The following is a 22,758-nucleotide window of genomic DNA, read 5'->3' on the forward strand; positions in this document are numbered from 1 at the left end:
ATTCAAATGAAAGGTAAAATAAAAAATAGTATTCTGCTTCTTGCGGCGCTTTCACTCGGCTCCTGCAACGACTGGCTGGATGTAAACGAAGATCCTAACAATCCGACCAACGTATCGCCCGAGTTTGTGCTCCCCGCTGCACAGGCATCTGTGGTAGGGGTCGTCGGAGGGGATTTTGCGATCATCGGTGGTCTGTGGGCGCAGCATTGGACGCAATCCAACGCAAGTTCCCAGTACCGCGGTATCGATTCGTACGACCTCCAACCATCAGATTACAATATCGCATGGACTGAGCTGTATGCGGGTGGGCTGAACGACCTTGAGGATGTGAAGAACAAGGCTACCGTGATCGGCAACAACAATATGGTATTGCAGGCGGTAGCTGTGCAGACTTATGGTTATCAGATGCTGGCCGACTGGTTTGATAAAATTCCGTTGAGCGAAGCATTGCAGGTTGAGACCATCAAAGCACCGAAATACGATGAAGGCCCGGCTGTTTACGCCGAATTGCTGAAAAGACTCGATGCCGCTCTGGCACTCGATTTCAGCGACGGCAAATCAACTGCGGTAGCGTCTGACCTCGTTTATGGGGGATTGAGCGCGGAAAATCAGATTGATCAGTGGAAACGTTTTGTGAACACACTGAAGCTGAAATTGTATCTGCGCCAGACTGCCAGCGCTAACTCTGCCCAGGCTATCGCGGCTATCAAAGCAATGCTCGATGCAAATACACCATTCTTGGAAGATGATGCAGCAGTGACCAAGTTCGTGGACGAACCCAACCGTAGCAATCCGTTGTACGAGAATAATGTACGCCAACTAAACGTGTCGTCTAATCTGCGTTTGAGTAGGACTCTTCAAACTTACTTGCAGGCAAACGCGGACGATGCAAGGCTTGCTGCTTACTTCACGCCCGGCACAACAGGCCAGTCAGGTCTCGAACAGGGGGATTTCCTCAATACAGCCATTGGGCCTAACACGCCCAGCGTAGCGAGAATGACCGCTACCGACCCATTCTATTTTTTCAGTATCGATGAGGTTTATTTTATGCTTGCCGAGTCATACTTGCGCATCGGAAACGACGCCAAGGCGAAAGAATTCTATGACAAGGCGGTGGCTGAGGCATATGCGAAATTCAATATTGCATTCGACACGAAAAAGATTGCAAAAGGCGGAGTTTACGAGTACCCGTCGACCGGGACCTTGGAGACGAAGCTGAAAGCCATCATTTACCAGAAATGGGTCGCGATGTTCCGTCAGGGATATGAGGCATTCTGGGATCAGGCCCGTACGGGCTATCCTGAGAAATCACCTGTTGCTACTACTACGTCTGCCGGCTACGTTCCAGGACAATGGACTGTTGCAGCGGAATCGGTAGTAGGTAACGCACTTCCGAAGCGTGTTCCATATACTTCTTCTTCGCGCGACGGAAATGTGAATACCCCTCCTTTGGTACCGGTTACGGCCAAGGTTTGGTGGATGAAATAATTGGAGGTCATTGATAACTGATATTATGAAAAAAGGACTAAAACTTATAATGATAGCCTTGACCTTATTTGCGGCGTTTTCGTGCGAAGAGGATAAGGTTACGGAAGGTATTTCGACAATCACCAATTATCCTGTTATCACGTTAAAAGGTGAGCAATGGAATCAGGTGGCTGTGGGAGGTAGTTTCACAGATCCTGGTGCCATCGCGACCGAAGGCGAAACGGAGATCGACGTGAAGGTGAGCGGATCGGTAGATACCAAAACCCCTGGGGTATACGTCATTCAATACGAATCGGTGAATAAAGATGGTTATTCGTCTGTTGAGTACCGTTATATTGGAGTAATATCACCTGCTGCGACGGCCGACATCACGGGAAGCTATAAGAGAAATGCAGGTGCGTTCGGCGTCTCAAAAGTGACAAGGGTGGCTGGTAATCTATACAAGGCTGATAACGTGGGCGGTGTGGCAGTGCCTTCACCAAGCGAAGCGGTTTTCTTTTATTACTTTGATAAAGGGAAACTTGGTGTACCTTATCAGCTGACACCCGGTAATGCATTTGAAGCAACAAATGCTTCTATCAAAGAAGGCGTGTCTTACAGTTGGGTAGTGATTAATCCGGGCTTTGGTACAGCGCTTCGTGTTTTTGAAAAACAATAAAATGAACGTTATGAAATATATAAAGTATTCTCTGATATTATTGGTGTTTGCACTTGTATCCTGCGATCTTGGCACCGAGCCCGACATCGAGGGCACAAAGTTGAAAGCCATGGCCGGCGAATGGTGGGTACAAGTCTACGCGGAAGGTGAAGATCAGGGTCTTGGATATCACCTTGTTACTACAGCAAACACTGCGGACAACAATGAGACAGACCTCATTATGGACGATCACGGCTTGTTGACCCCTTATGAGTATCCTCCGATCAAGGTTATTTCAAAAGTTAGCCTTGGCGGGATGACTTTTAATCCAACGACTGACCTCACTAACCTGAATACAGGCGAAAGCGCAGTGTCAATCCTGGATGGAAAGATTATCAAAGGCGTAGCAACTACACCCGGAGGCAACAAAACAGATTCGATTTATGTAAAATTCGAATTCAAAACCGTGCCGGGAGAGCAGTATGAATATGCAGGTTACCGTCGTACCGGATTTCTGGAAGACGAGCATTGATTTTAACAAAAGCTCTAAAAGGCCTTACCCCAAGCGGGTAGGGCCTTTTTTTTGTGGATTATCTTTCCGATCTTGAAATCTGACCTTCGTTATTACGCCGATTCAATATGAGATCTCCCTTTACAAAAAGCATTTCAAACAAAATTTTTAAAATATCGGCTGCGGCCTTCATAGTCAGCTTGTCGGGGCAGATGGTACATGCGCAATCGCCGCTTTCGAAATCGATCGACCAGAAGGCGGCGACGCTCGAAAAGAAGCTGGTCGACTGGCGCCGCGATTTTCATCAGAACCCTGAACTGGGTAACAGAGAATTCAAAACATCGGAGAAAGTAGCCAATCATTTAAAACAACTAGGCATTGAGGTCCAAACCGGCGTTGCGCATACAGGCGTGGTTGGAATCCTGAAAGGTGGCAAACCAGGCCCCGTCGTTGCCTTGCGGGCCGATATGGACGGTTTGCCGGTAGCTGAGCGGGTGGATATTGCATTCAAATCCAAAGTTACCACCGAATACAACGGACAAAATACCGGGGTCATGCACGCGTGCGGGCACGATACGCACATCGCAATCCTGATGGGCGTTGCGGAAGTGCTCGCGTCTATGAAAAGTGAACTTCCGGGTACCATTAAGTTTATTTTTCAGCCTGCCGAGGAGGGTGCGCCGGAAGGAGAGGAGGGAGGGGCCGAACTGATGGTGAAGGAAGGAGTGCTCGACAATCCGAAGGTCGAAGCAATTTTCGGCCTGCATATCGACTCCCAGATCGAAGTGGGCAAGATCGCCTACCGCCCCGGCGCGACAATGGCTGCGGTGGATTTTTTTAGTATTGATGTAAAAGGAAAACAAACGCACGGTGCTTACCCGTGGTCGGGCGTCGATCCGATCGTGACTTCTTCACAGATCGTGAGTGCATTGCAAACCATCGTGAGCAGAAACCTGAACATCACACAAGCACCTGCGGTGGTAACGATTGGCGCAATTCACGGCGGGGTACGGCAGAATATCATCCCGGAATCGGTTAAAATGATCGGTACCATCCGCACTTTCGACGAAAAGATGCATTCATATGTACACAAGCGCCTCAATGAAATTTCGGTAAACATTGCCGAAAGTGCCGGGGCAACTGCATCAGTCGATATCAATATTATGTACCCTGTCACCTTCAACGACGAGGCATTGACGGCGAAAATGATCACGACGCTGGAAGATGTAGCGGGTAAGGAGAATGTTAATGTGATCCCGGCTAAAACAGGCGCAGAAGATTTTTCCTACTATCAGCAGAAAGTACCGGGTCTGTTCTTCTTTTTGGGAGGTATGCCAAAAGGGAAAAGTGTAGCTGATGCCGCTCCGCACCACACGCCGGATTTTTATGTCGATGAAGGTAGCCTCGTGCTCGGTGTGCGCTCAATCGCCCGCCTGGCCACCGATTATCTTGAAAAAAGCAAGGCGAAAACCAAGTAATGTTACTCCGGAATGTTCTTCCTGACCTGATCAAACAGCAGGTTCGGGAAGAACCTTTTAAGATAAATGGCGGCCACCTCTTTAAAACCGCCGATGTAGATTTCCTTCTTGTCCTTTTTCACGGCAGCCAGTATTTTCTGTGCGCAAACATCGGCAGGAATACCTTTCGCCTGGTTGCTGTCCATTTTGCCGAACTTATCGCCGGACGCATTCAGCGCATTTAAAGAAATGTTTGTCCGGATATAACCAGGGCAAATTGTGGTGACTTTGACGTGATGCTGATAACCTTCGGCACGTAGCGAATCATAAAAGCCCTGTAATGCATGCTTGGCTGCATTGTAACCCGAGCGCATGATGGTGCCGATCTTCCCGGCTACACTGCTCATTACAATAAAATGCCCCGATTGCTGGGCCATCATATAGGGCAGGACGGCCTTGGTAATCGCGACCGTGCTGAAAAAATTGACATTCATTAAACTCTGGTAGACTTCCAGATCCGTATCGTTGACGTAGGAGCGCTGGCTGACGCCTGCATTATGCACCATCATGTCGATCCGGCCGAAATGGGCGATTACCTTTTCGGCAGCGGGTTTCGCCTGGTCCAGCTGTGTGACGTCCATCGGAAGCACCAGCACATTGGCCTCTGGTAACGTAGTTTGTCTCTTTACCCTTTCAAGTTCTTCGGGACGACGCGCAGTGAGTACGAGCCGTGCACCTTCCTTCGCAAAAGCCATTGCCAATGCTTCGCCAATACCCGACGATGCACCTGTGATCCAGACTACTTTATCTTTGAAATCAGTCATATTCCTAGCTGTTAGCGGTCGAGATTGGTAAAAAACGGAAATGCACAGCGTCCGGAGACACAATTAGTTCCGCCTGCATTCCAACGCCCATCGCGCGGTTGTCGCCAACATGGCCAACCGGAAAGTTGTAACAGACCGGATATCCGAACTCCGCCACATGTTCGTGAATGATTTCGTAAGAATCCTTTCCAAACGTTGGGCTGCTGTTATCCTTCATGTCTGTAAACTGACCCACGATCAGCCCGGCGAGTCCCGACAGCTTACCCGACCGTTTGAGTTGGATCATCATACGGTCGTGGTTGTACAGATATTCATTAATATCTTCGATAAACAGGATCTTGCCGGTTGTGTCGACTTCCGTTTCCGAGCCTATCAGATGTGCGAGAAGACAAAGATTGCCCCCTATAACCTGCGCTATGGCATGTCCCGGGCGGTTCAATGCATGAGCAGGGACGTCATATGCCGGTAGCTCGCCAAAAAGCATCTTTCTGAGTGATTCGGCCGCGGCTTCGGCGCCTGCAACCGTAATGGTTTTAGCCATTGGCGCATGGATGCTGGCATAACCGAGTTGATAGGTCCGGGAAAGAAAGGCTGTCAGGTCGCTGAAGCCGACGATCCATTTCGGGTTTCGTTTAAATTTCTCAAAATTCAGCAGATCCACGATTCGCGAGCATCCGTAACCTCCCCGCGCGGCTATAATGGCCCTTACCGAAGGGTCGTCCAGCATCTGCTGCATATCAGCAAGGCGTTCCTCGTCGGAAGCTGAAAACTGGTTAAATGATGTTCTGAGCGTTTTTCCTTCGACCACTTCCAGCCCCCATTGCTCCGTAAAAAGCTGGATGCCGGGGACAAGGTCCTCATATTTCACAATGCTGGCAGGAGCAACAATCCCGATTCGGTCACCGGGTTTCAGAAATGCAGGAAATTGGATTGGGTTCATTCACTTGGATTGTGGGTAGGTTACTTTTACCAAAAATTGTTTTGGCAATGCAACCGCAAAATGGTCATTTTTTGTAGGCGACTATTCATGTCTTTTAATATTCTATTCCAGACTTGAATTTACATCTTTTCTCAAAAAAACTGGTCCTGACAACCTCTGATCATTCCTAAGAATTCTGATCGCCTGATATGCAACTTTAAATAAATACAACATCCTGCACCAAGTCGCTCCCCATTTCCCGGTTGATCAGCTCGATGATTTTGCTTTTGGCGCGGAACAGTTCGTTCCGCAGCGGGGCGGACTCTATTTGTAAAAACAGGATTCCGTCCTTGATATAGACCTTTTTGGTGCGGGTGGCAATGGCCGAACCCATGATCTTGTCCCAATGCGCGACCACATAAGATTGGTCGAAACGGCTACGGAGCTTGTACCTATCGAGCATTTGATCGATGGCTTCCTTCAACGGCGTGATTCCGGGCCGTCGGGACGCTTTTTCTTTGTCAAACCGATAGTGCATTGCCATAACGTTGTTCGTGAGTAGTACAAAGGTAGCGAGATCAGAGCTCGCTACGAGTAACCGGTTTACTTTTTTAATAGCTGCTCGTACACCACATCCATAACGGAGGTACGGATGTTCATGGTTGAGATCTTGTTGTTCTCGCGTGTTGGGTACACCCGGTTTGATAAAAAGACGTAGTTCAAGCCCCACGCCGGGTCGGCCCAGGTCATAATGCCCGTATATCCAGTGTGCCCGAAGCTCGACGGACTTGCATACCGCGGCGCATTGCCCGAATATTTAAATGTAGGCTTATCAAACCCGATCCCGCGGCGGCTGCCTTCCTCAGGATATTGATAACGTGTAAATTCGATCAATGCGTCCTTGCTTAATAGCTGCTGACCGCCGTAATAACCATTCTGCAAATACATCTGCCATACTTTCATGACGTCGTTGGAAGTGCCGAAAAGGCCCGCGTGGCCGCTCAATCCACCCAGCATCGCTGCCGCCTCATCGTGCACCTGGCCATGCAGTTGCGTCATCCGGAAGAAAGTGTCACGCTCGGTGGGTACGATTTCATCCAGTTTGTAGAAGCGTTTTGGGTTGAACGTCAGTGTATTGGCTCCGAGTTTATGGTAGTAGTGATTTTTAAGATAATCTTCAAAATTCTCCCCGGAAAGCCGCTTTACAATCTGCGGGTAAAGAATGAACGAAAGGTCGCTGTACACATAGCCTTCCTTTTCATTTAAAGGCGAATCCCGGATCGCTTTGAAGATGGTTTTATCATAATTTTTGAAAATAAACAGGCTGTCTCCCACCACGGAAGTCGGATAGCGTTTCGATAGTTTGGTACTGAAAGTTTTCTTTTTCCAGCTACCGTCCGCTTTTTGTGCTTCTTTCCACAGTACGATGAACGCTTTCAGGCGCGCGCTGTGCGTGAGGACGCGCCGCCAATGTAGGTCGGCCTTGTTGGAACCTTCGAAATCGGGCAGGTAATCCTTCATCGTCGCGTCCAGATCGAACTTTTTCGCGTCCCAAAGACTCATTAGCGCTAATGTAGATGCTGTGATTTTGGTTACCGAGGCCAGGTCGTACAGATCCGTCACCTTTACCGGGTGATTGCCTTCGTAGGTCTGCTTGCCATACGCCTTCCGGAAAAACACTTTGCCATCTTTCGCCAGTTGTACTACGCAGCCGGGAGTTGCCTTTTGGGTAACGGCCGCATTGGCAATAGAGTCGATTTTGAATGTAATGACCTTTGAATCCAGGCCGAGTTCTTCGGGGATCGTGTATTTCAAACGTCCGAGCACGGGAGTATCGATGCCTGTATGATAAGGATACTGCGCATTGACAGTCACCGGCAGCTTGCCCTGAGCCGGAATAGCCCCGAAAATCAGTTGAGCAGACAAATCCTGCGTGTAAGGCGTGAGTTGATAAGCCATGAGCAATGCCTTTGCATCGTCGGTTTTTGGCATTTTATTCAAAGCATAAGGATTCCCGAAGACGGACACTACTGCTTTTTTAGTAGCGATCAGTTCCTGTAAAACATTGCTCATCGGCTCGGTAAGGCCATAGTTGCTACGAGGGGAAATGCTGCCTAAATGCACGCCTACCAGCAAGAGATTGTACGCATTCAGCTTGGAGCGGACCGCTTCGATTTGCTCGGTGGTTGCCTTTGCGGGAATCTGAAAATGATCCACGGTTGTATAAAGTCCGAGTGTATTCTGGAAAGTCGTGATGGAATCGGCACCGATCGAAATGGACGCGATTTTCAGGGTATCCAGCTCCCGCAACGGCAGCAAATTGTTATCGTTTTTAAGGATGGTTAATGCTTTTTCGGTCAGCAGGCGGTTTGTTAGCTCAGCGGCTTTGGGGTTCAGGTCTTCGTAAAGATTGTTAAGGTCAACCGGTTTGTAACGGTTGAGACCCGCCCAGGCCTTTGCTTCGAGCACTTTCCGGCAACGGTAATCGATTTCCGCTTGTGTGATCTTGCCCTCGGCAATGCTCTTCTTGATCTCAGCGATGGATTTGTTCACGTCTTCGGTGAATTCCAGCAGGTCCATTCCGGCTTCCAGGCCCATGGCGTCCGCTTTGCCATCGGGGAAGTATTTGGTAACGCCTTTCATGTTCATGGCGTCGGAATAAATCAGCCCTTCGAAGCCGAGCTGGCTGCGCAACAGATTGGTAACGATCGGTTTGGATAATGTAGACGGCAGGTTAGGCGTCTTATCGAGCGCCGGGATGCTCAAATGCGCGATCATCACACCGCTTAGGCCGTTGTTGATCAACACCCGGAAAGGATATAATTCCAGCGAATCGATGCGCGCTGCGGAATGTGATATTAATGGCAGATCATAATGCGAATCGGTGCCGGTATCGCCGTGACCGGGGAAATGCTTGGCGCTGGTTAGCAAACCATTATCCTGCATTCCGCGCATATACGCCACAGCTTTTTCAGCGACTTTGTATTTGTTTTCGCCAAAGGACCGGAAGCTGATCACCGGATTGTTCGGGTTGTTGTTCACATCCGCAACTGGTGCAAAATTGATATGCATTCCCAGGCGACGAGCTTGTTTGGCCAGTTGTGCTCCCATCTCATAAATGAGATCGTTGTTTCCCTGAATAGCTCCGAGCGTCATCTGGTAGGGATACCGGACCGTGCTGTCGATCCGCATCGCCAGGCCGAATTCCGCATCCATCGCCACCAAGAGCGGCACTTTTGAAATGGACTGGTAAAAGTTCGTCAGCCTTGCCTGCGGCATTGGCCCTCCCTGAAAGAAAACAATCCCACCCACCTTATTCTCGCGGATCAGTTTCTCGACAGCGGTCGGGTTACTGGTTTTGGGGTCAATTAATGCACGTTTGGTGTCCGAAACTGCCGCCACCATGATCAATTGGGCAATGCGTTCATCGGGTGTAAGTGAAGCAAAAACAGAATCCACCCATTGCTTATTCTTGTGCAGAAATGTAGGAGGCGTACTGATCTGGGCTTTTGCGGTAAATGCTGTTAGGAAAAGGAGTGTAACTAGGGCTAGGTGGTGTCTGGTCATTGGGTTTGGGAATACTTATTCTTGGTACTTCGGATAGTTCATCTAAAAGTGAAATGTTTGAAACTTCTTTAATCTCGATCCAGTCGAACGCAAGGTTATGCCGGAAAGCGACATTCAAGTCTTGCAATTCCAGAAACGCTTTGTTCGGAATTATTATCTTCTTGTAGAGATTTTGGAGGACATGCAGATGTCCCGATTGAACAAGTCCGCTGATAACAGAGGTCACTTACTACTATCACCAGAAAGCCTTGTTAGTGTTTCTAAATCTGCTTCAAAATCTTCAGTGTCATAGTGCATTGCAATTTTACGTTTTCCCAGCTCACGCTAAAATCTTACATGACCAGGCCCCGTCATAGTGCCGCCTTGACCAACGGTAATTTTTCCATCTTCATACAAACGCACAGCCAACTCTATCCGTAACTCGTCTTCGTTGAGCCCGGTGCTGTTGACCACTTTATCATTTAGTCCCAAAAGCATATTTCAAAATTAAGTGATGGACTAATGAAGTCTAAGTAAATATACACAACGATTTCGGTTCTTCCAGTAACCCTGCGCTAGAACACCAGCCCAAGCAACAACCCCGCCAGGATAATCAAATATGAGGGAACCTTGCCGAAAGCAACCACAATGAGCGTTGCGATGACCGTCACGACAGGTTGAATGCTCGTCATCATTGGCTGGAAGAGTGAGATGGCGGCGGCGATGGTGAGGCCACAACTGGCGGCGTGAATGCCTTCGAGCGAGGCGCGGATACCACGGTAACGTTTGAGCTGGTCCCAGAAAGGATAGGCAAAAAAGATAAAGAACGTGCCGGGAAGAAATATGCCTGCAGTAGCCACAAACCCTCCCACAATTTGCCCGAACCAGCCGTGCGATTGCAGCGAGACGCTTCCGACAAATGTAGCAATGGAAAAAACCGGCCCGGGTACGACCTGCGTGAGCGCCATGCCCGCCAGGAATTCCTGTTCGGTCAGGTAATGCTTGAATGTGACAAACTCGTTGTAAAGGATCGGAATCAGCACCTGCCCACCGCCGAAGACCAGACTGCCGTTCCGGTAAAAGTTCTCGAAGAGCCTCACCGGCAACGAATTCGTTACCTTTCCGATCGCCGCAGCCACGATCAGCACCGAAATCCAGAAGATAATGGGCCGCCATTTGATGCGGATTTCACCTTTCTCCATCTTCTCGTGCTTTTTGAAATTGAGCGACGCCGCAACGCCGCCGCAAATGATCAGCACCGGTGTCATGTAAGGTGAGGGATAGAGGTATGCCAGTATGGTCGAAATGAGCAGGAAGGTCCAGCCTTGCGTGTTGTGAATGACCTTCCGTGCAATGGAGGAGGCACCGTACATCAGAAATGCAACAGCCATTGGTCCGACAAACCGCGTGAAATTCAGGGAAATGGCATGCCGTTCGAGGTAATGAATGCCAATGGCCGCGAGTGTCATAAGCGCCATAGCGGGGATCGACCACACGAGCAATGTAAGGTAGGCGAGCGGTTGCCCGCCTATTTTAAGGCCTATTGCCGTGACGGTTTGGGTTGAACTGGGTCCCGGAAGAATGGAGCAAAGTGCTTGTAATTCAAGTAATTCCTCTTCTGTTACATACCGGCGCTTGTGTACCAGCCGTTCAATCATCATCATTAAATGCACTTGTGGTCCTCCGAATGCCGTGAGCGACAGCAGGAGAATGTCCATCAGATAAATGATGTAACGGAAACGACGGATAGGTGGGTAAGACAAGCTGAGGATACTTTTATTTTTTTAAACCGAGCTCCCGCAAACGTTCATCGAGAAATTCGCCGGCTGTCATGTCGGTATACAGCTTTGGATGTTCAGAGGTAATGCAGCTTTCGAGGCTGGTCAGGTCCATGTCGGCACGCGGATGCATGAAGAACGGAATCGAGTATCGGGAAGTCCCCAGTTTTTCACGTGGCGGGTTTACCACCCGATGAATGGTCGATTTGAGTTTATGATTGGTGAGACGGTCGAGCATGTCGCCTACGTTCACGACAATCTGGTCGGGTAAGGCGGTGATGGCGATCCACTCGCCGTCGCGGCGGAGCACTTCGAGGCCTTCGGCACTGGCGCCCATTAGCAATGTAATGAGGTTAATATCCCCATGTGCAGCCGCCCTTACCGCGCCTTCCGGCACCAGTTCGGGATTTGGGATAGGGAAATAATGCAATGCGCGAAGCAGGCTGTCCCCGTTTTTGACTTTGTCTTCGAAATAATCTTCCGGCAAATTCAGGTAAAGGGCAATGGCACGCAAAAGCGTTTTGCCCGCATTCTCGAAAGTATTATAAACCTCCAGGGTATATTTCCGGAACGCAGGCAATTCTTCCGGGAAAATATTATTAGGCATTTTTCCGATCGGTTCGGGCTGGCCTATGTGGTAGAATTCTTTGAGGTCGGCCACTTTAAAGCCTTTGGCGGTTTCCTTACCTTTGCCCACATAGCCGCGTTGGCCGAACAATTCGGGGAACTCGTACTTCCTCTTAATGTCGTCCGGCTGTGAAAAGAATTCTTTCACATTTGCGTAAAGATCATCGCGCAGCGCGTCGCTTAGTCCGTGATTTTTAATGGCTACAAAGCCGATATTGGTGAACGCCGCACCCAGGTCTTTTACAAATTGCTGCTTTCGCTGGGCATCTCCCGATGTAAAATCGGCCAAATCGAGCGAAGGGACCTCATTCAATAGTGCTGGTTCCATGTTGATTGCTTTTTTGATGCAAAGTAAAAAGTATCCACAGACTTGGCAAACTTTGGAACCTACAACTGACAACACCTGACCATGATGACATTTTAGTCATTTTTGGTCAGGTGTTGTCAGTTATTGAATTCGTTATTCCTTAATGCTCTTTATATAAGCGATCGTTACCGGAATCTGTTTCAGATAGGATGGACTTTCGTCCTCGATAAAGTAATGCTTAATACCCACCTTTTTGGCAGCTTTCAAAGTAGCCGGGATGTCGATCTGGCCGGTACCTAATGCTACGTCGTTGGTGGTGGGTGTGCCGCCTGAGAGGTCGCCTTTTACGCCTTTTTTGAGGTCTTTGAGGTGCATCAGTTTCCAGCGGGTGGGATATTTCAAGAGTAGTTTCGCTGGATCTTGTCCCGGGAATGCGGTCCAGAGTACATCCATTTCGAAGTTCACATATTCCGGATTGGTGTTTTTCACAATGTAGTCGAACAATGTACCATCCTCGTAAGGTACGAACTCGTAGCCGTGGTTATGGTAAGTGAGCTCAATGCCTGCTTCTTTTAATTCCTTACCGGCTTTGTTGAAATCAGCCACGGCTTTTTTCGCAGTTTCCAGGTTGAAATTGCCTTTTTCATGAGGAATCCAGGCTACCATCACGTATTTCGCACCGAGGATTTTGGCGTCCTTAATGGTTTGCTCGGCGCTTTCGCTCAATTTCTTATAATCCGCGCCGATCGACCGCATTGCAATGCCGCGCTTGTCGAGCTGTTTACGGAGTTCTTCGGTGGTCATGCCGGCGATCGGGCCGCCTTCCAACTCGGTTACTCCAAGAGATTTGATGGTATCCAGCGTCGCTTCGATGCCTTTGCCCCAACTGCCGCGGAAAGTATATGCCTGCAAGCCGATTGGCGCGGTGTACACCTTGCCCTGCGCGAAAAGGTCGCTTTCGCCCGCCAGCAATGCAGCCGCCAGGCAGCCTAGAACGATTAGTTTTTTCATTGTCATTGTTATGGAATGGTTTAGATAGTATTGCCAAAAACATGTCATCCGGTGAGCCGGTCCTACTTTAAAGCAATACCTGTTATTGATATACTAAAATCCGTCGGCCTTGATCTGCTTTTCACTCAGTTCGCCATACTTTTTGACCTGCTCTTTGATCTCGGAAGCTTTGCCGACAAACACAAATTGCAGCTTGTCTTTTGGGAAATAGGTGGCAATAATGTCCTTTGCCTGTGCCACCGTCAATCCATCCACTTTACTCTGGAAGGTATTGATAAAACTTTCATCGAAATTGTAGATGAACATATCGGTAAGCAACCTCGCCAATGCCCCGGCCGACTCATAGTCTGGTGGGAAATCTCCTTTTACATACGCCTTCGCCGACGCAAGGATTTCTTCATTGATACCCGTTTTATGCAGACTATCGAGTACGCTCAATGCCATGTCGATCGCCGGAACGGTCGTCGAGTTTTTGGTAAATGTGCTGATCCCGAATGTGCCCGCATACTTGTAGCGGTTGAAACGACTGCCTGCACCGTATGTAAGTCCGGAATTGACGCGCAACGCATCATTCAACCATGACGTAAACCGGCCGCCGAGAATGGTGTTGATTACCACTACCGGCACATAATCGGGCGAATTGTAGTCGATCCCTTTACCTCCGATCATGAAAGTAGTCTCGCGGGCGTCTTCCTTGTTAACCAGCAATACCCTGCTTTTTTCGAATTCCAGGTTAGGCGCCACTCGTTTCACCATTCTTGAGGGGGCGGTTTTCCATTCACCGAACAATGCGGTCACCTTTTTCTTCATTTCCGCCGCTTTGAAATCGCCGACAATGGCGACCGCGCCTTTGCCCGTGGTGTAGTTGCTTTGGTAAAATGCCTTTACAGAAGCCGCGTCGATCTTTTCTACTGTCGATTTGCTACCGGTCGTGGGCGTTGCATAGGGAAAATTGCTGAACAGAAATGCATTATAATAGTTGCCGATCACCGAGCGAGGGCTTTCCTTGGCCTGGGCGAGCTCCAGCAATGTGCGTTGTTTGTGCTTGTCAAATTCGGTGGCGTCGAAAACGGGGTACATCAGCACCTGCTGGATGATCTCGAAGAGTTTTTCCTGATCTTTCACCGCGAATGAAGCTGCAAGTCCTGCATTGTCTTTAGATGCGTAAGTCGAAAGGGTGGCGCCAACATAATCCGTCAATTCCTCGATCTGCGCTTTGGTATATTTCTGCGTGCCGAAAAGCAATGCATCGGCGGTAAGGCTCGCGAGGCCGTAGCGCTCGCCGTCGTTAATGGAACCGGCATCGAATACGGCCGAAACGTTGATCAGCGGCACCTCGTGCTGTTCCATGAGGTACACGGTGAGCCCATTTTTGAGTTTGAACTGCTCGTAAGGCGGTACTTTAAAATTATTCTGCGCCATTGCCGAAAAGGGGCAAAAGGCCAGTAGCAAAAGGATGATATTTTTCATTCTGTATTTCAGATTTGAATGCTGGTCATTTCGATTTTTCGGGAAGCAGGTAACCTACGGTGCGGTTCCGGTCGGTAAAGTACTTGGCTGCCACGCGCTTGATGTCGTCTGCCGTCACTTTCTTATAGTTCTCCGGCGCTTCGAACATCTTTTTATAATCACCAAAAAACACATCATACGTCCCGAGGCTGTTGGCTTTGCCGTTGATGGTTTCGAGTGTGTGATAGAATTCCATCACTTTTTGGTTCTTGACCTTCTGCAATTCGGCATCGGTCACGCCATTCTGAATGATCATATCGATCTGTTTTTCAATCGCTTTTTCGAGATCGGGAGCCGATACATTGTCGCCTGCCACGCCAAAAACAGCGAACAGCGTCGGGTCGAAACCATTGTCGAGACCGGTGCTCACGCTGGAAGCAAGGGTGGTGTCCATCACCAGCGACTTCACCAGACGGGAAGAGTTGCCCGAGCTTAGCAGACTGCTGAACAGGTCCAATGCATAGTAATCCGCATGCGCGGTTTCCGGGACATGATATGCCAGGAGAACATTCGGTGTGGTAATGTCTTTGTAGGTAGTCACGCGGCGTTCGCCATTTTGTGGCGGTTCTACTGTGCGGATCTTAGGCGGCAGGCCGCGTGCGGGAAGTGGTGCCATGTATTGGTCTGCGAGTTTTTTTACCGCATCAAGTTTAATATCACCTACCACCACGACGGTCACATTGTTGGGCGAGTAATAAGTTTTAAAATAGTTTTCCAAATCGGCCTGTGTCCAGCTTTTGATATCCGATTCAAAACCAATCACCGGGAACATATAAGGATGCTCCTGGAACGCAACGGATTGTACCAGTTCACCCAATAGCCTGTAATTGCTGTTTTCTAGTCCGGTACTGCGCTCGGAAAGCACCACGCCACGCTCGCTTTCCACCATTTTGGGGTCGATGGACAAATGGCCGATACGATCGGATTCGAGTTTGAAAATGGTTTCCAATGCATCTTTCTGAAACCAGTCGGTGTATACGGTCACGTTCTCGTTCGTGTAGGCATTGTTGGAGCCGCCGTTGGCCTCCATCACACGGTCGAATTGCTTGGGGCCGTAGTTTTTCGAGCCGTTGAACATCATGTGTTCAAAGAAATGGGAGAGGCCGGTAATGCCGTGAACTTCGTTGCGCGAACCCACCTTCCAGAAAAGGTACATATTGGCGGTGGGAATCGAATGATCTTCCAGGACAAGGAATTTCATGCCGTTGTTCAGTGTGAAGGTTTTCACATCCTCCGGCTTGGTTTGTGCATGCGCGACGCCGAGGCAGGACATTGCAGCCGCGGCGAGCAGTAATTTTCGGAGCTTCATGAAGCAGGGATTGTTAATGAATGTGTAATGATAAGGAAAATGCCCGACCGGTCGAAATTTGATCAAATGATAAACTTAAATGGATTGCCAGGCGGCATTAATTCTGATTTCAAACGCTATTTTTGGCGCATTATTGATCTAAATCCTTTGTACCACCCAATGAAAAAGTACTTATTTTCTTTACTCACGCTGCTAACGCTTAACGCAGAAGCAGGTACGTTGTCCGACAAGCCTGCCAAAAAGCAGCGTTTTAAAGTAATGACTTACAATATTCATCACTGTAACCCGCCGTCGGCCGGGGAGAAGATCGATGTGGAAGCCATTGCGAAAGTTATTAATGCTGAAAAGCCGGATTTTGTGGCGTTGCAGGAAGTGGATGTAAATACCGAGCGTTCAGGGAAAGGCAAAAACCAGGCGAAGCAACTGGCGGAGCTTACCGGTATGAAGTGCTATTTTTCGAAAGCCATCGACCATCAGGGTGGCGACTATGGCGTGGCTGTGCTAACCAAATTCCCGATCGTTGATTCGGCACGTTTTGCATTGCCGATCCGCCCGGAACTGAAAGAGGAGGACCGCACCATTGCAGCGGTGACGGTAACATTGCCCGACAAGCGCAAGCTGATTTTCGCCAGCACGCATTTGGGTTTGAAAGAACCGAACCGCATTCAACAGGCCGAAACCATTATGAAGCATTTCGGCAACACAGAACTGCCGATGATCCTTGCCGGGGATTTCAATGCGACGCCCGAAAGCCCGGTAATCGCCTATTTCGATAAGTATTTCACCCGTACCTGCACCGATTGCAAGCCGACCATTCCCGTGGAGCAGCCCAAAAAGACCATTGATTTCATTATGCACAAGCAAGGTAGCAAACTCAAAAGCGCCAATACGACGGTAATCGACGAAAAATATGCGTCGGATCACTTGCCGGTAACGGCCGAGTTTACATTGGACTAACCTCGTCGCGAAGCCAGTTTACCCGCACAATCCGGCTTTGCACGCCATGTTCGGCAAAGAAGTGCTGCCAATGCAGCTGCCGTGACGAGAGGTGGTCTGTCGGTGATTTGATTTCGAGGAAGGCATAGTCAGTATCATTCCAAACGAGCAAATCGGGAAAGCCACGGGTGTTTTCGCGGAGGTTCAATGCCATTTCGAGCATGATCTTGTGGATTTTTTCCGGGCTGAGGAGCGAAGTCAGGGTTAATACCTTTTCCAGAGCGCCGTCGTACCAGGGCACGAGCACGTTGGTAATGCCGTATTTGTCTGCAAAAGTTCGAGTAACGAGCTCGTCGATAATTTCACGTGAATGCGCCGCGGCGAGGCGCTCTTTCAATTGCTCAGCCCGTTTGAAATAGAAATCGGGCAGGAAGAAATCCGACGGAATGCGTTGCAGCGGGTTATGGATCGTCTGCACATTGGTATCATAAATAATATCCCAAAACAGCAACCCGAACAATGCGCGCCAGGGTTCATTTTCGCTGAAAAAGGCATTATAGCCTTGCGATTGATAGTAGGTTAACGCGCCGAATTCCACCCGGAAACGATAGGAAACCGGTACTTCTATTGCCTCCGCAGCTTTCAAAGCCTGGGTCGTCCGCTTGACGGTCCGGGCTTTTTTATTTTTAATTTTTTCATAAAAATCGAGGCTGAAATAGCGCTCGTCGGCATTTTGCGGACTTTCGGAAATTTCCTCGCACAATGCAAGCGCCTCGTCGATCTCGCCGAGGTTATAAAGCAGCCTGACACGTCGCTCCCGGGCGGGCGCATCGCCGGTAAGCTGGTAAATAGTGAGGGCCTGCGAAAGCATTTTCTTGCGTTCGAGCCAGGCGCTTACCCGCAATATAAATGTGTTGAAAGAAGGTAATGCCTTATGACTGAGCCCGGTGCCGCTTACGACGTGCCAGTTCATAAACCAGTCGAAGATTTCCTCTGGCGGCAGGTTGTGTTTGATGACGTCGAAAGTTTCCTTCATCAAAGACACCATCAATGTATCATCCGCATCCTTCCTGGTATCGAATTGAATGGACAAAAACTGCTCATCGAACGACTGGAACCGCACATGCCCGAGGTCGCGTACCACAAATTCGGTCATATCGGCATTGCGGTTACCGAAGAATAGGAACTTCATCAGCATTACTTCCGCCTCGAACGAGACCTTCACAACCGGCTCTATTTCGCTCAAAACCTCGCAAAGCACGGCAAAATCATATTCATGCAGCAGCCAGCGCACGAGATCCGGCTTTTTAATGCTTTTGGCCGGCATAATATCCGGTTCCAGAAGCTTCGTAACTTCCAGTAGTTCAGGTTTGGTGAAAAGGTCGATCACCTCGGCAAATCTGCTTTCGTGTGCCTCACAAAGCGTTTCGATAAAGTCACGATCCAGCAGCTCGGTGAGCACGGCAGCCACGTCTTCAATTTCGGAGTAGGAGAGGGCATTACTGCGGAAAAAAGACTTTCGCCGGTTGCTGAAACGGATAAAAAGGCATTGCGCGTCTTCCGAAAGCGACGCATAATCGTCCAGAAATTCCAGCTCGCTTTCGTGCAGGATGTGAGCATAGCGCTTGCGTACAAAAGCGAGCACGTAATTGAAATAATCGAGGTAGTACTTGGGCGGTAAATCCGTGGGAAACACCTGTTCCTGGGCAAACGGATCGGGCAACTCGGCAGACAAAACGGCTAATTTTTAAGTTGATGAAGGAATAAAGTTACCAAAAATATCTATTTCCGGATATTAAAATTATCAGCGCTTTGTCGGGAAAAAGTAGGATGACGGCATGAAATGCTTGGTGCAGGATGATTTATATTAAAATTTGGTTAAATGCTTATTTTTTAGAAAAATGAAAGGTAAAAATTGGATTATGCCTATGATGAATGCCGCCTTTTCCGAAATGCATAGTATATAATTAAGAAATTGGTTTACATTTGCTCTCTATGGAAAACAATTTTACCTGCCCATGACAACATTAGATTCTTATGATTTTTCAGGGAAAAAAGCCCTGGTCCGCGTGGATTTCAATGTCCCGCTTAATGACAAATTTGAGATCACGGACGATACCCGTATCCGTGCGACCATTCCTACAATCAGCAAGATTCTTAATGACGGCGGTTCCGTCATTTTAATGTCACACCTGGGACGTCCGAAAGACGGTCCAACCGAAAAATACTCTCTGAAACACCTGGTAAACCCATTGTCGCTTATCCTCGGAAAGACGGTAAAGTTTGCCGAGGATTCCATCGGTGAAAGTGCAACGGAGCTCGCGGCTGCATTACAACCGGGAGAGGTTCTGTTGCTCGAAAACCTGCGTTTTTATAAAGAAGAAGAAAAAGGTAACGAAGAATTCGCAGAGAAACTCTCGAAACTCGGCGACGTGTGGGTGATGGATGCATTCGGTACCGCACACCGCGCGCATGCTTCCACTGCTGTAATCGGAAAGTTCTTTGCCGATAAAGTTTGCGGTTATGTAATGCAAGCCGAGCTGGATAACGCGGAAAGACTTCTTGAACATTCAGAAAGACCTTTCACGGCGATTATGGGTGGTGCTAAAATCTCCGACAAAATTTTGATCATCGAGCGTCTGATCGACAAGGTTGATAACTTGATCATCGGCGGAGGTATGTCATACACATTTGCCAAAGCGCAAGGTGGAAATATCGGACAGTCGCTCCTCGAAGCCGACAAACAAGACCTGACACTCGAACTGGTTCAGAAAGCTAAGGATAAAGGTGTAAACCTCATCCTACCGGTTGATACCGTAATCGCTGACAAATTTGCGCCCGATGCCGAACATAAAGTGGTATCGGCAGGCGACATCCCCGACGACTGGCAAGGTCTGGACATTGGTCCTGAAACAGCGAAAATCTTTGCTGATATCATAAAGAACTCCAAGACTGTTCTCTGGAACGGTCCAATGGGCGTTTTTGAATTCCCTAGCTTCGCGAAAGGAACCAACGCAATCGCTGAGGCGGTAGTTGCAGTAACCGAAGAAAACGACGCATTCTCGCTTATCGGCGGTGGTGACTCGGCTTCGGCTATTAACAACGCAGGCTATGGTGATCGGGTGAGCTACGTTTCGACTGGTGGTGGTGCGTTGCTAGAATACATGGAGGGCAAAGTACTTCCGGGTGTTGCTGCGCTGGAAGCATAAGCATTCACTTTTTTAGGTTATATCAAAAAAGAAATCCATCCCGCACATCGCGGGATGGATTTTCTGCATAACAAACCTAACTAATTTATGAACACTGGTCACGATTGACCGGAATTCCACTTTTAATTGCCACCTGCGCGTTTCTGCAAATCGTCGGAACCTGTATTGCGCTGGCGGGCTCCCTTCACATTCTGGTTGCCGAAGTTGTAAGTGAAGGTCAATCTGAACTGGCGGCTTGGCCATTCGGAACGTACTTTGAAATCGATGTCCTTATAGATGGCCGTTCCGTTGAAGCGGTTGGTCCAGAAGATGTCGTTAACATTGAGACGGATCGTTCCTTTTTTGTTCAGGATGTTTTTCTGCAAACCTGCATTGAGCATTCCCATCGGCTTCGCGGCATACAATCCGTAGAATGCCCTGCTATTATACCAGCCCGAGAGCTCAGCGGACCATCCCTTGCCGATAGTAAATTGGTTACTTGCATACATATTCCATGACGCCTGCTTGATTTCGAGCTGTTGTTCCAGGTAATATGATTTGTAATGGTTGTAGACACCCGTAAAGTTCGCCTGCACCTGCCACCACTTAGTGACCGGTATCGGGAACGAGACGGTCAGGCTGACGTTGTCCTGGTTGTCGAGGTTGTCCGATGTTACAAATGTTTTGTTTTCCGAAGCAATCTGCTGGGGCAGTTCATCCGCGATCATGTCTTTGATGCGGCTGTAAGCAAGTGTCGTGTTGATGGTGTTTTTGTAAACGTGTACGAGTTGGAATGAATTGGTATACTGTGGTTTAAGGTTCGGGTTACCGCGTTGGAATGTATATGGGTCGAGGTAAAACTCGAAGGGGTTCAGTGACTGGTAGTTCGGACGGTCGATACGGCGGCTGTATGAGATGTTGATCACGTTATTGGTATCCAGCTGGTTCGACAAAAACACGCTTGGGAACAGGTTAATATAGTTTCTGTCGCGTTTCTGGTTTAATGTAACCGAGTTGCCGATCGAATGTGTGTGCTCAGCGCGGACGCCCAACTGGTATTTGATCCTTTTTGAAATTGCACCGGCGTAATTCACATAACCCGCATTCACATTTTCAGAGTATTTGAAGCGGTTGGATCGGGTAGGATCCAGCTGCCAGGTATCTACAAAAGTTTCGAAAACCATATCATTATCCGAAGTCACGAAGCTTGATTTCAGGCCGGTTTCAAATTTGCCTTTGCCGATGGTCTGCGTGTAGTCCAGCTTTGCCATGGCAATGTTGATGTCCGAAGGCATATCGTTCCGTACAGTTTCGGTATCATCCGCATCGGGCGTGCCATCTGCATTGAAATAACGCGTGTCCAGATTACTCTCCTTTTTGCCGCCATAATGCACGTAGTCCAGATCGAATGTCAGCTCCTTGCCTTTGTTGTTGAACTGGTGTTTGAGGTTTAGGTTTGAGCTGATGTTATTCATTTTGCCCCCATTGAAAACGTTCGTCCGGAATGTCCGTTGCAGACTTAGATCTTCATTCAGGATCCGGGTATTGGTCTGTCCGAACGGGTTGCTCCAGTCGTTATAGAACCCCGAAACTAATACGCCTACCGTAGTTTTATCTGTTGCAGAATAGTCCAGCCCGGCACGCACATTATAGTATTGCGACTCATTGATCCGTTCAGTTTTCTGATCGAAGATTGTCACTTTGTCCTCGTAGGGAATCCGGCGGTAAATGTCGTTGTTGTTGAAGCCTTTATTGTAGAATGCGCCTGCACTGATGAAAGAGCTCAGTTTGCCAGCCCGGTGATTGAGCGTTCCGTTTACATTGGCGCGGCCGTATTTGGCCCAGGCGCCGCCTACATTGATATTCCCATTGGTGCCGTAGTTCTTGTTGCGCTTCATCTTAATATTGATGATCCCGGAGTTACCGGCCGCGTCATATTTAGCCGATGGATTCGTGATCAGCTCAATTTTCTCAATGTTGTCGCTTGGTGTATTACGGAGCAAGGTTATGAGTTCTTGTTGGGATAAAAAGGTCTGTTTTCCATCGATTTGCACAATTACACCTTCTTTGCCACGCAGCTTCAATTGCTCATTCTGCTGATCAACCGTCACGCCGGGAGCACGTTCCAGCACTTCCAGCGCCGTAGCACCTGCCGAGACAATGCTATTTTCCACATTGATAACCGTCCGGTCGATTTCTTGTTCGATGAATGGTTTCTTCGCCACGACCGTCACCTCGTTCAGCGATTGCGTATCCGATTTAAGGGTGACAACAGGCAGGTTTACGGGAGAATCTTTGACGTTGAAGGGCTCGCTGTAACTTTTCTGATAACCCACCATTGAAATGAGCGTCAGGTATTTGCCGGCGGCCACCTGATCGAATGCAAACTTGCCACTTTCATCGGCTGCAAGTCCCTTTACTAGCACCGAATCTTTGGCTTGCAAGAGCAAGACATTCACAAACGGGAACGGCTGCGACTTTTCGTCCAGCACCGCGCCGGTGATATTTCCTTTTCCGGTAAGAGGCTGGGGAGCTTGTGCGTGCACAAATCCACTGCCCAGCAGCAGCGCTGCAGTTAGGTTCATTAAGAATTTCATGGCTAATAGTTAAAGTTCAGTGTACCCGAGATATGTTGTCCGATGAGTACACTGCAAAGATAGGTACCTGGTATAGCATAGAACCTTTGATTACATAAATGGTTGGTATGCTAT

Annotated in this window: 17 protein-coding genes; 6 read left to right on the plus strand and 11 right to left on the minus strand. The window is 48.8% G+C overall.

The features are described 5' to 3' along the window. The first annotated feature begins 6 nt into the window (after positions 1-6). The 4 genes from LZD49_RS08095 (at position 7) to LZD49_RS08110 (ending at position 4,114) form a co-directional block, all read left to right on the plus strand. The gene (locus LZD49_RS08095; RefSeq protein WP_234666840.1) at positions 7-1,488 is read left to right on the plus strand and encodes a SusD/RagB family nutrient-binding outer membrane lipoprotein; all 1,482 of its coding nucleotides are present in this window, start codon (positions 7-9) and stop codon (positions 1,486-1,488) included. Between the two features lie 49 nt (positions 1,489-1,537). Continuing rightward, on the plus strand, positions 1,538-2,146 hold the full coding sequence (locus LZD49_RS08100; protein WP_234666841.1) for an immunoglobulin-like domain-containing protein: 609 nt from the start codon (positions 1,538-1,540) through the stop codon (positions 2,144-2,146). 10 nt (positions 2,147-2,156) lie between these two features. Beyond that, positions 2,157-2,657 (plus strand): lipid-binding protein, encoded by a 501-nt coding sequence (locus LZD49_RS08105; RefSeq protein WP_234666842.1) that lies wholly within the window; start codon positions 2,157-2,159, stop codon positions 2,655-2,657. A 107-nt stretch (positions 2,658-2,764) separates the two neighbouring features. Then, entirely contained in the window at positions 2,765-4,114 is a 1,350-nt protein-coding gene (locus LZD49_RS08110) for an amidohydrolase (RefSeq protein ID WP_234666843.1), read from the plus strand. Between the two features lie 2 nt (positions 4,115-4,116). On the opposite strand, the gene LZD49_RS08115 is transcribed toward LZD49_RS08110, so the two are convergent. From LZD49_RS08115 to LZD49_RS08155, 9 genes are all read right to left on the minus strand, one after another. After that, positions 4,117-4,917 (minus strand): SDR family oxidoreductase, encoded by an 801-nt coding sequence (locus LZD49_RS08115; protein WP_234666844.1) that lies wholly within the window; start codon positions 4,915-4,917, stop codon positions 4,117-4,119. 4 nt (positions 4,918-4,921) lie between these two features. Beyond that, a complete protein-coding gene (locus LZD49_RS08120; protein WP_234666845.1) occupies positions 4,922-5,857 on the minus strand; it encodes an LD-carboxypeptidase in 936 nt (311 codons plus the stop codon). A gap of 196 nt (positions 5,858-6,053) precedes the next feature. Further along, positions 6,054-6,380 (minus strand): DUF721 domain-containing protein, encoded by a 327-nt coding sequence (locus LZD49_RS08125; RefSeq protein ID WP_234666846.1) that lies wholly within the window; start codon positions 6,378-6,380, stop codon positions 6,054-6,056. 59 nt (positions 6,381-6,439) lie between these two features. Continuing rightward, a complete protein-coding gene (locus tag LZD49_RS08130) occupies positions 6,440-9,403 on the minus strand; it encodes a glycoside hydrolase family 3 N-terminal domain-containing protein (RefSeq protein ID WP_234666847.1) in 2,964 nt (987 codons plus the stop codon). 554 nt (positions 9,404-9,957) lie between these two features. Next, positions 9,958-11,100 carry a chromate efflux transporter gene (gene chrA, locus LZD49_RS08135; RefSeq protein ID WP_234667184.1) on the minus strand — a complete coding sequence of 381 codons (1,143 nt, stop codon included), beginning with the start codon at positions 11,098-11,100 and terminating at the stop codon, positions 9,958-9,960. Between the two features lie 58 nt (positions 11,101-11,158). Then, positions 11,159-12,115 (minus strand): isopenicillin N synthase family oxygenase, encoded by a 957-nt coding sequence (locus tag LZD49_RS08140; RefSeq protein ID WP_234666848.1) that lies wholly within the window; start codon positions 12,113-12,115, stop codon positions 11,159-11,161. 132 nt (positions 12,116-12,247) lie between these two features. Further along, entirely contained in the window at positions 12,248-13,105 is an 858-nt protein-coding gene (locus LZD49_RS08145) for a sugar phosphate isomerase/epimerase (protein WP_234666849.1), read from the minus strand. 93 nt (positions 13,106-13,198) lie between these two features. After that, complete coding sequence (locus tag LZD49_RS08150; protein WP_234666850.1) at positions 13,199-14,575, minus strand: pitrilysin family protein; 1,377 nt, start codon at positions 14,573-14,575, stop codon at positions 13,199-13,201. Between the two features lie 25 nt (positions 14,576-14,600). Further along, entirely contained in the window at positions 14,601-15,923 is a 1,323-nt protein-coding gene (locus tag LZD49_RS08155; RefSeq protein WP_234666851.1) for a pitrilysin family protein, read from the minus strand. Positions 15,924-16,082: 159 nt separating this feature from the next. Here LZD49_RS08155 and LZD49_RS08160 point away from each other — a divergent pair, with 159 nt between their 5' ends. Continuing rightward, complete coding sequence (locus tag LZD49_RS08160; protein WP_234666852.1) at positions 16,083-16,880, plus strand: endonuclease/exonuclease/phosphatase family protein; 798 nt, start codon at positions 16,083-16,085, stop codon at positions 16,878-16,880. Here the strand turns inward: LZD49_RS08160 and LZD49_RS08165 are convergent. Continuing rightward, positions 16,867-18,594 (minus strand): VRR-NUC domain-containing protein, encoded by a 1,728-nt coding sequence (locus LZD49_RS08165; protein WP_234666853.1) that lies wholly within the window; start codon positions 18,592-18,594, stop codon positions 16,867-16,869. The genes LZD49_RS08160 and LZD49_RS08165 overlap by 14 nt on opposite strands. Before the next feature lie 283 nt (positions 18,595-18,877). Between LZD49_RS08165 and LZD49_RS08170 the strand changes: the two genes are divergently transcribed. Continuing rightward, complete coding sequence (locus tag LZD49_RS08170; protein WP_234666854.1) at positions 18,878-20,068, plus strand: phosphoglycerate kinase; 1,191 nt, start codon at positions 18,878-18,880, stop codon at positions 20,066-20,068. Between the two features lie 122 nt (positions 20,069-20,190). Here the strand turns inward: LZD49_RS08170 and LZD49_RS08175 are convergent, their stop codons facing one another. Then, the gene (locus LZD49_RS08175; protein ID WP_234666855.1) at positions 20,191-22,632 is read right to left on the minus strand and encodes an outer membrane beta-barrel family protein; all 2,442 of its coding nucleotides are present in this window, start codon (positions 22,630-22,632) and stop codon (positions 20,191-20,193) included. Between the last annotated feature and the right edge of the window lie 126 nt (positions 22,633-22,758).

Source organism: Dyadobacter sp. CY261 (assembly GCF_021440085.1).
Classification (GTDB): domain Bacteria; phylum Bacteroidota; class Bacteroidia; order Cytophagales; family Spirosomataceae; genus Dyadobacter.

Bases quoted from the DNA above. Each gene is read 5' to 3' on its own strand.
- LZD49_RS08095 (WP_234666840.1), top strand. From the start codon at position 7: ATGAAAGGTAAAATAAAAAATAGTATTCTGCTTCTTGCGGCGCTTTCA.
- LZD49_RS08100 (WP_234666841.1), top strand. From the start codon at position 1,538: ATGATAGCCTTGACCTTATTTGCGGCGTTTTCGTGCGAAGAGGATAAG.
- LZD49_RS08105 (WP_234666842.1), top strand. From the start codon at position 2,157: ATGAAATATATAAAGTATTCTCTGATATTATTGGTGTTTGCACTTGTA.
- LZD49_RS08110 (WP_234666843.1), top strand. From the start codon at position 2,765: ATGAGATCTCCCTTTACAAAAAGCATTTCAAACAAAATTTTTAAAATA.
- LZD49_RS08115 (WP_234666844.1), bottom strand. From the start codon at position 4,917: ATGACTGATTTCAAAGATAAAGTAGTCTGGATCACAGGTGCATCGTCG.
- LZD49_RS08120 (WP_234666845.1), bottom strand. From the start codon at position 5,857: ATGAACCCAATCCAATTTCCTGCATTTCTGAAACCCGGTGACCGAATC.
- LZD49_RS08125 (WP_234666846.1), bottom strand. From the start codon at position 6,380: ATGGCAATGCACTATCGGTTTGACAAAGAAAAAGCGTCCCGACGGCCC.
- LZD49_RS08130 (WP_234666847.1), bottom strand. From the start codon at position 9,403: ATGACCAGACACCACCTAGCCCTAGTTACACTCCTTTTCCTAACAGCA.
- chrA (WP_234667184.1), bottom strand. From the start codon at position 11,100: ATGGACATTCTCCTGCTGTCGCTCACGGCATTCGGAGGACCACAAGTG.
- LZD49_RS08140 (WP_234666848.1), bottom strand. From the start codon at position 12,115: ATGGAACCAGCACTATTGAATGAGGTCCCTTCGCTCGATTTGGCCGAT.
- LZD49_RS08145 (WP_234666849.1), bottom strand. From the start codon at position 13,105: ATGAAAAAACTAATCGTTCTAGGCTGCCTGGCGGCTGCATTGCTGGCG.
- LZD49_RS08150 (WP_234666850.1), bottom strand. From the start codon at position 14,575: ATGAAAAATATCATCCTTTTGCTACTGGCCTTTTGCCCCTTTTCGGCA.
- LZD49_RS08155 (WP_234666851.1), bottom strand. From the start codon at position 15,923: ATGAAGCTCCGAAAATTACTGCTCGCCGCGGCTGCAATGTCCTGCCTC.
- LZD49_RS08160 (WP_234666852.1), top strand. From the start codon at position 16,083: ATGAAAAAGTACTTATTTTCTTTACTCACGCTGCTAACGCTTAACGCA.
- LZD49_RS08170 (WP_234666854.1), top strand. From the start codon at position 18,878: ATGACAACATTAGATTCTTATGATTTTTCAGGGAAAAAAGCCCTGGTC.
- LZD49_RS08175 (WP_234666855.1), bottom strand. From the start codon at position 22,632: ATGAACCTAACTGCAGCGCTGCTGCTGGGCAGTGGATTTGTGCACGCA.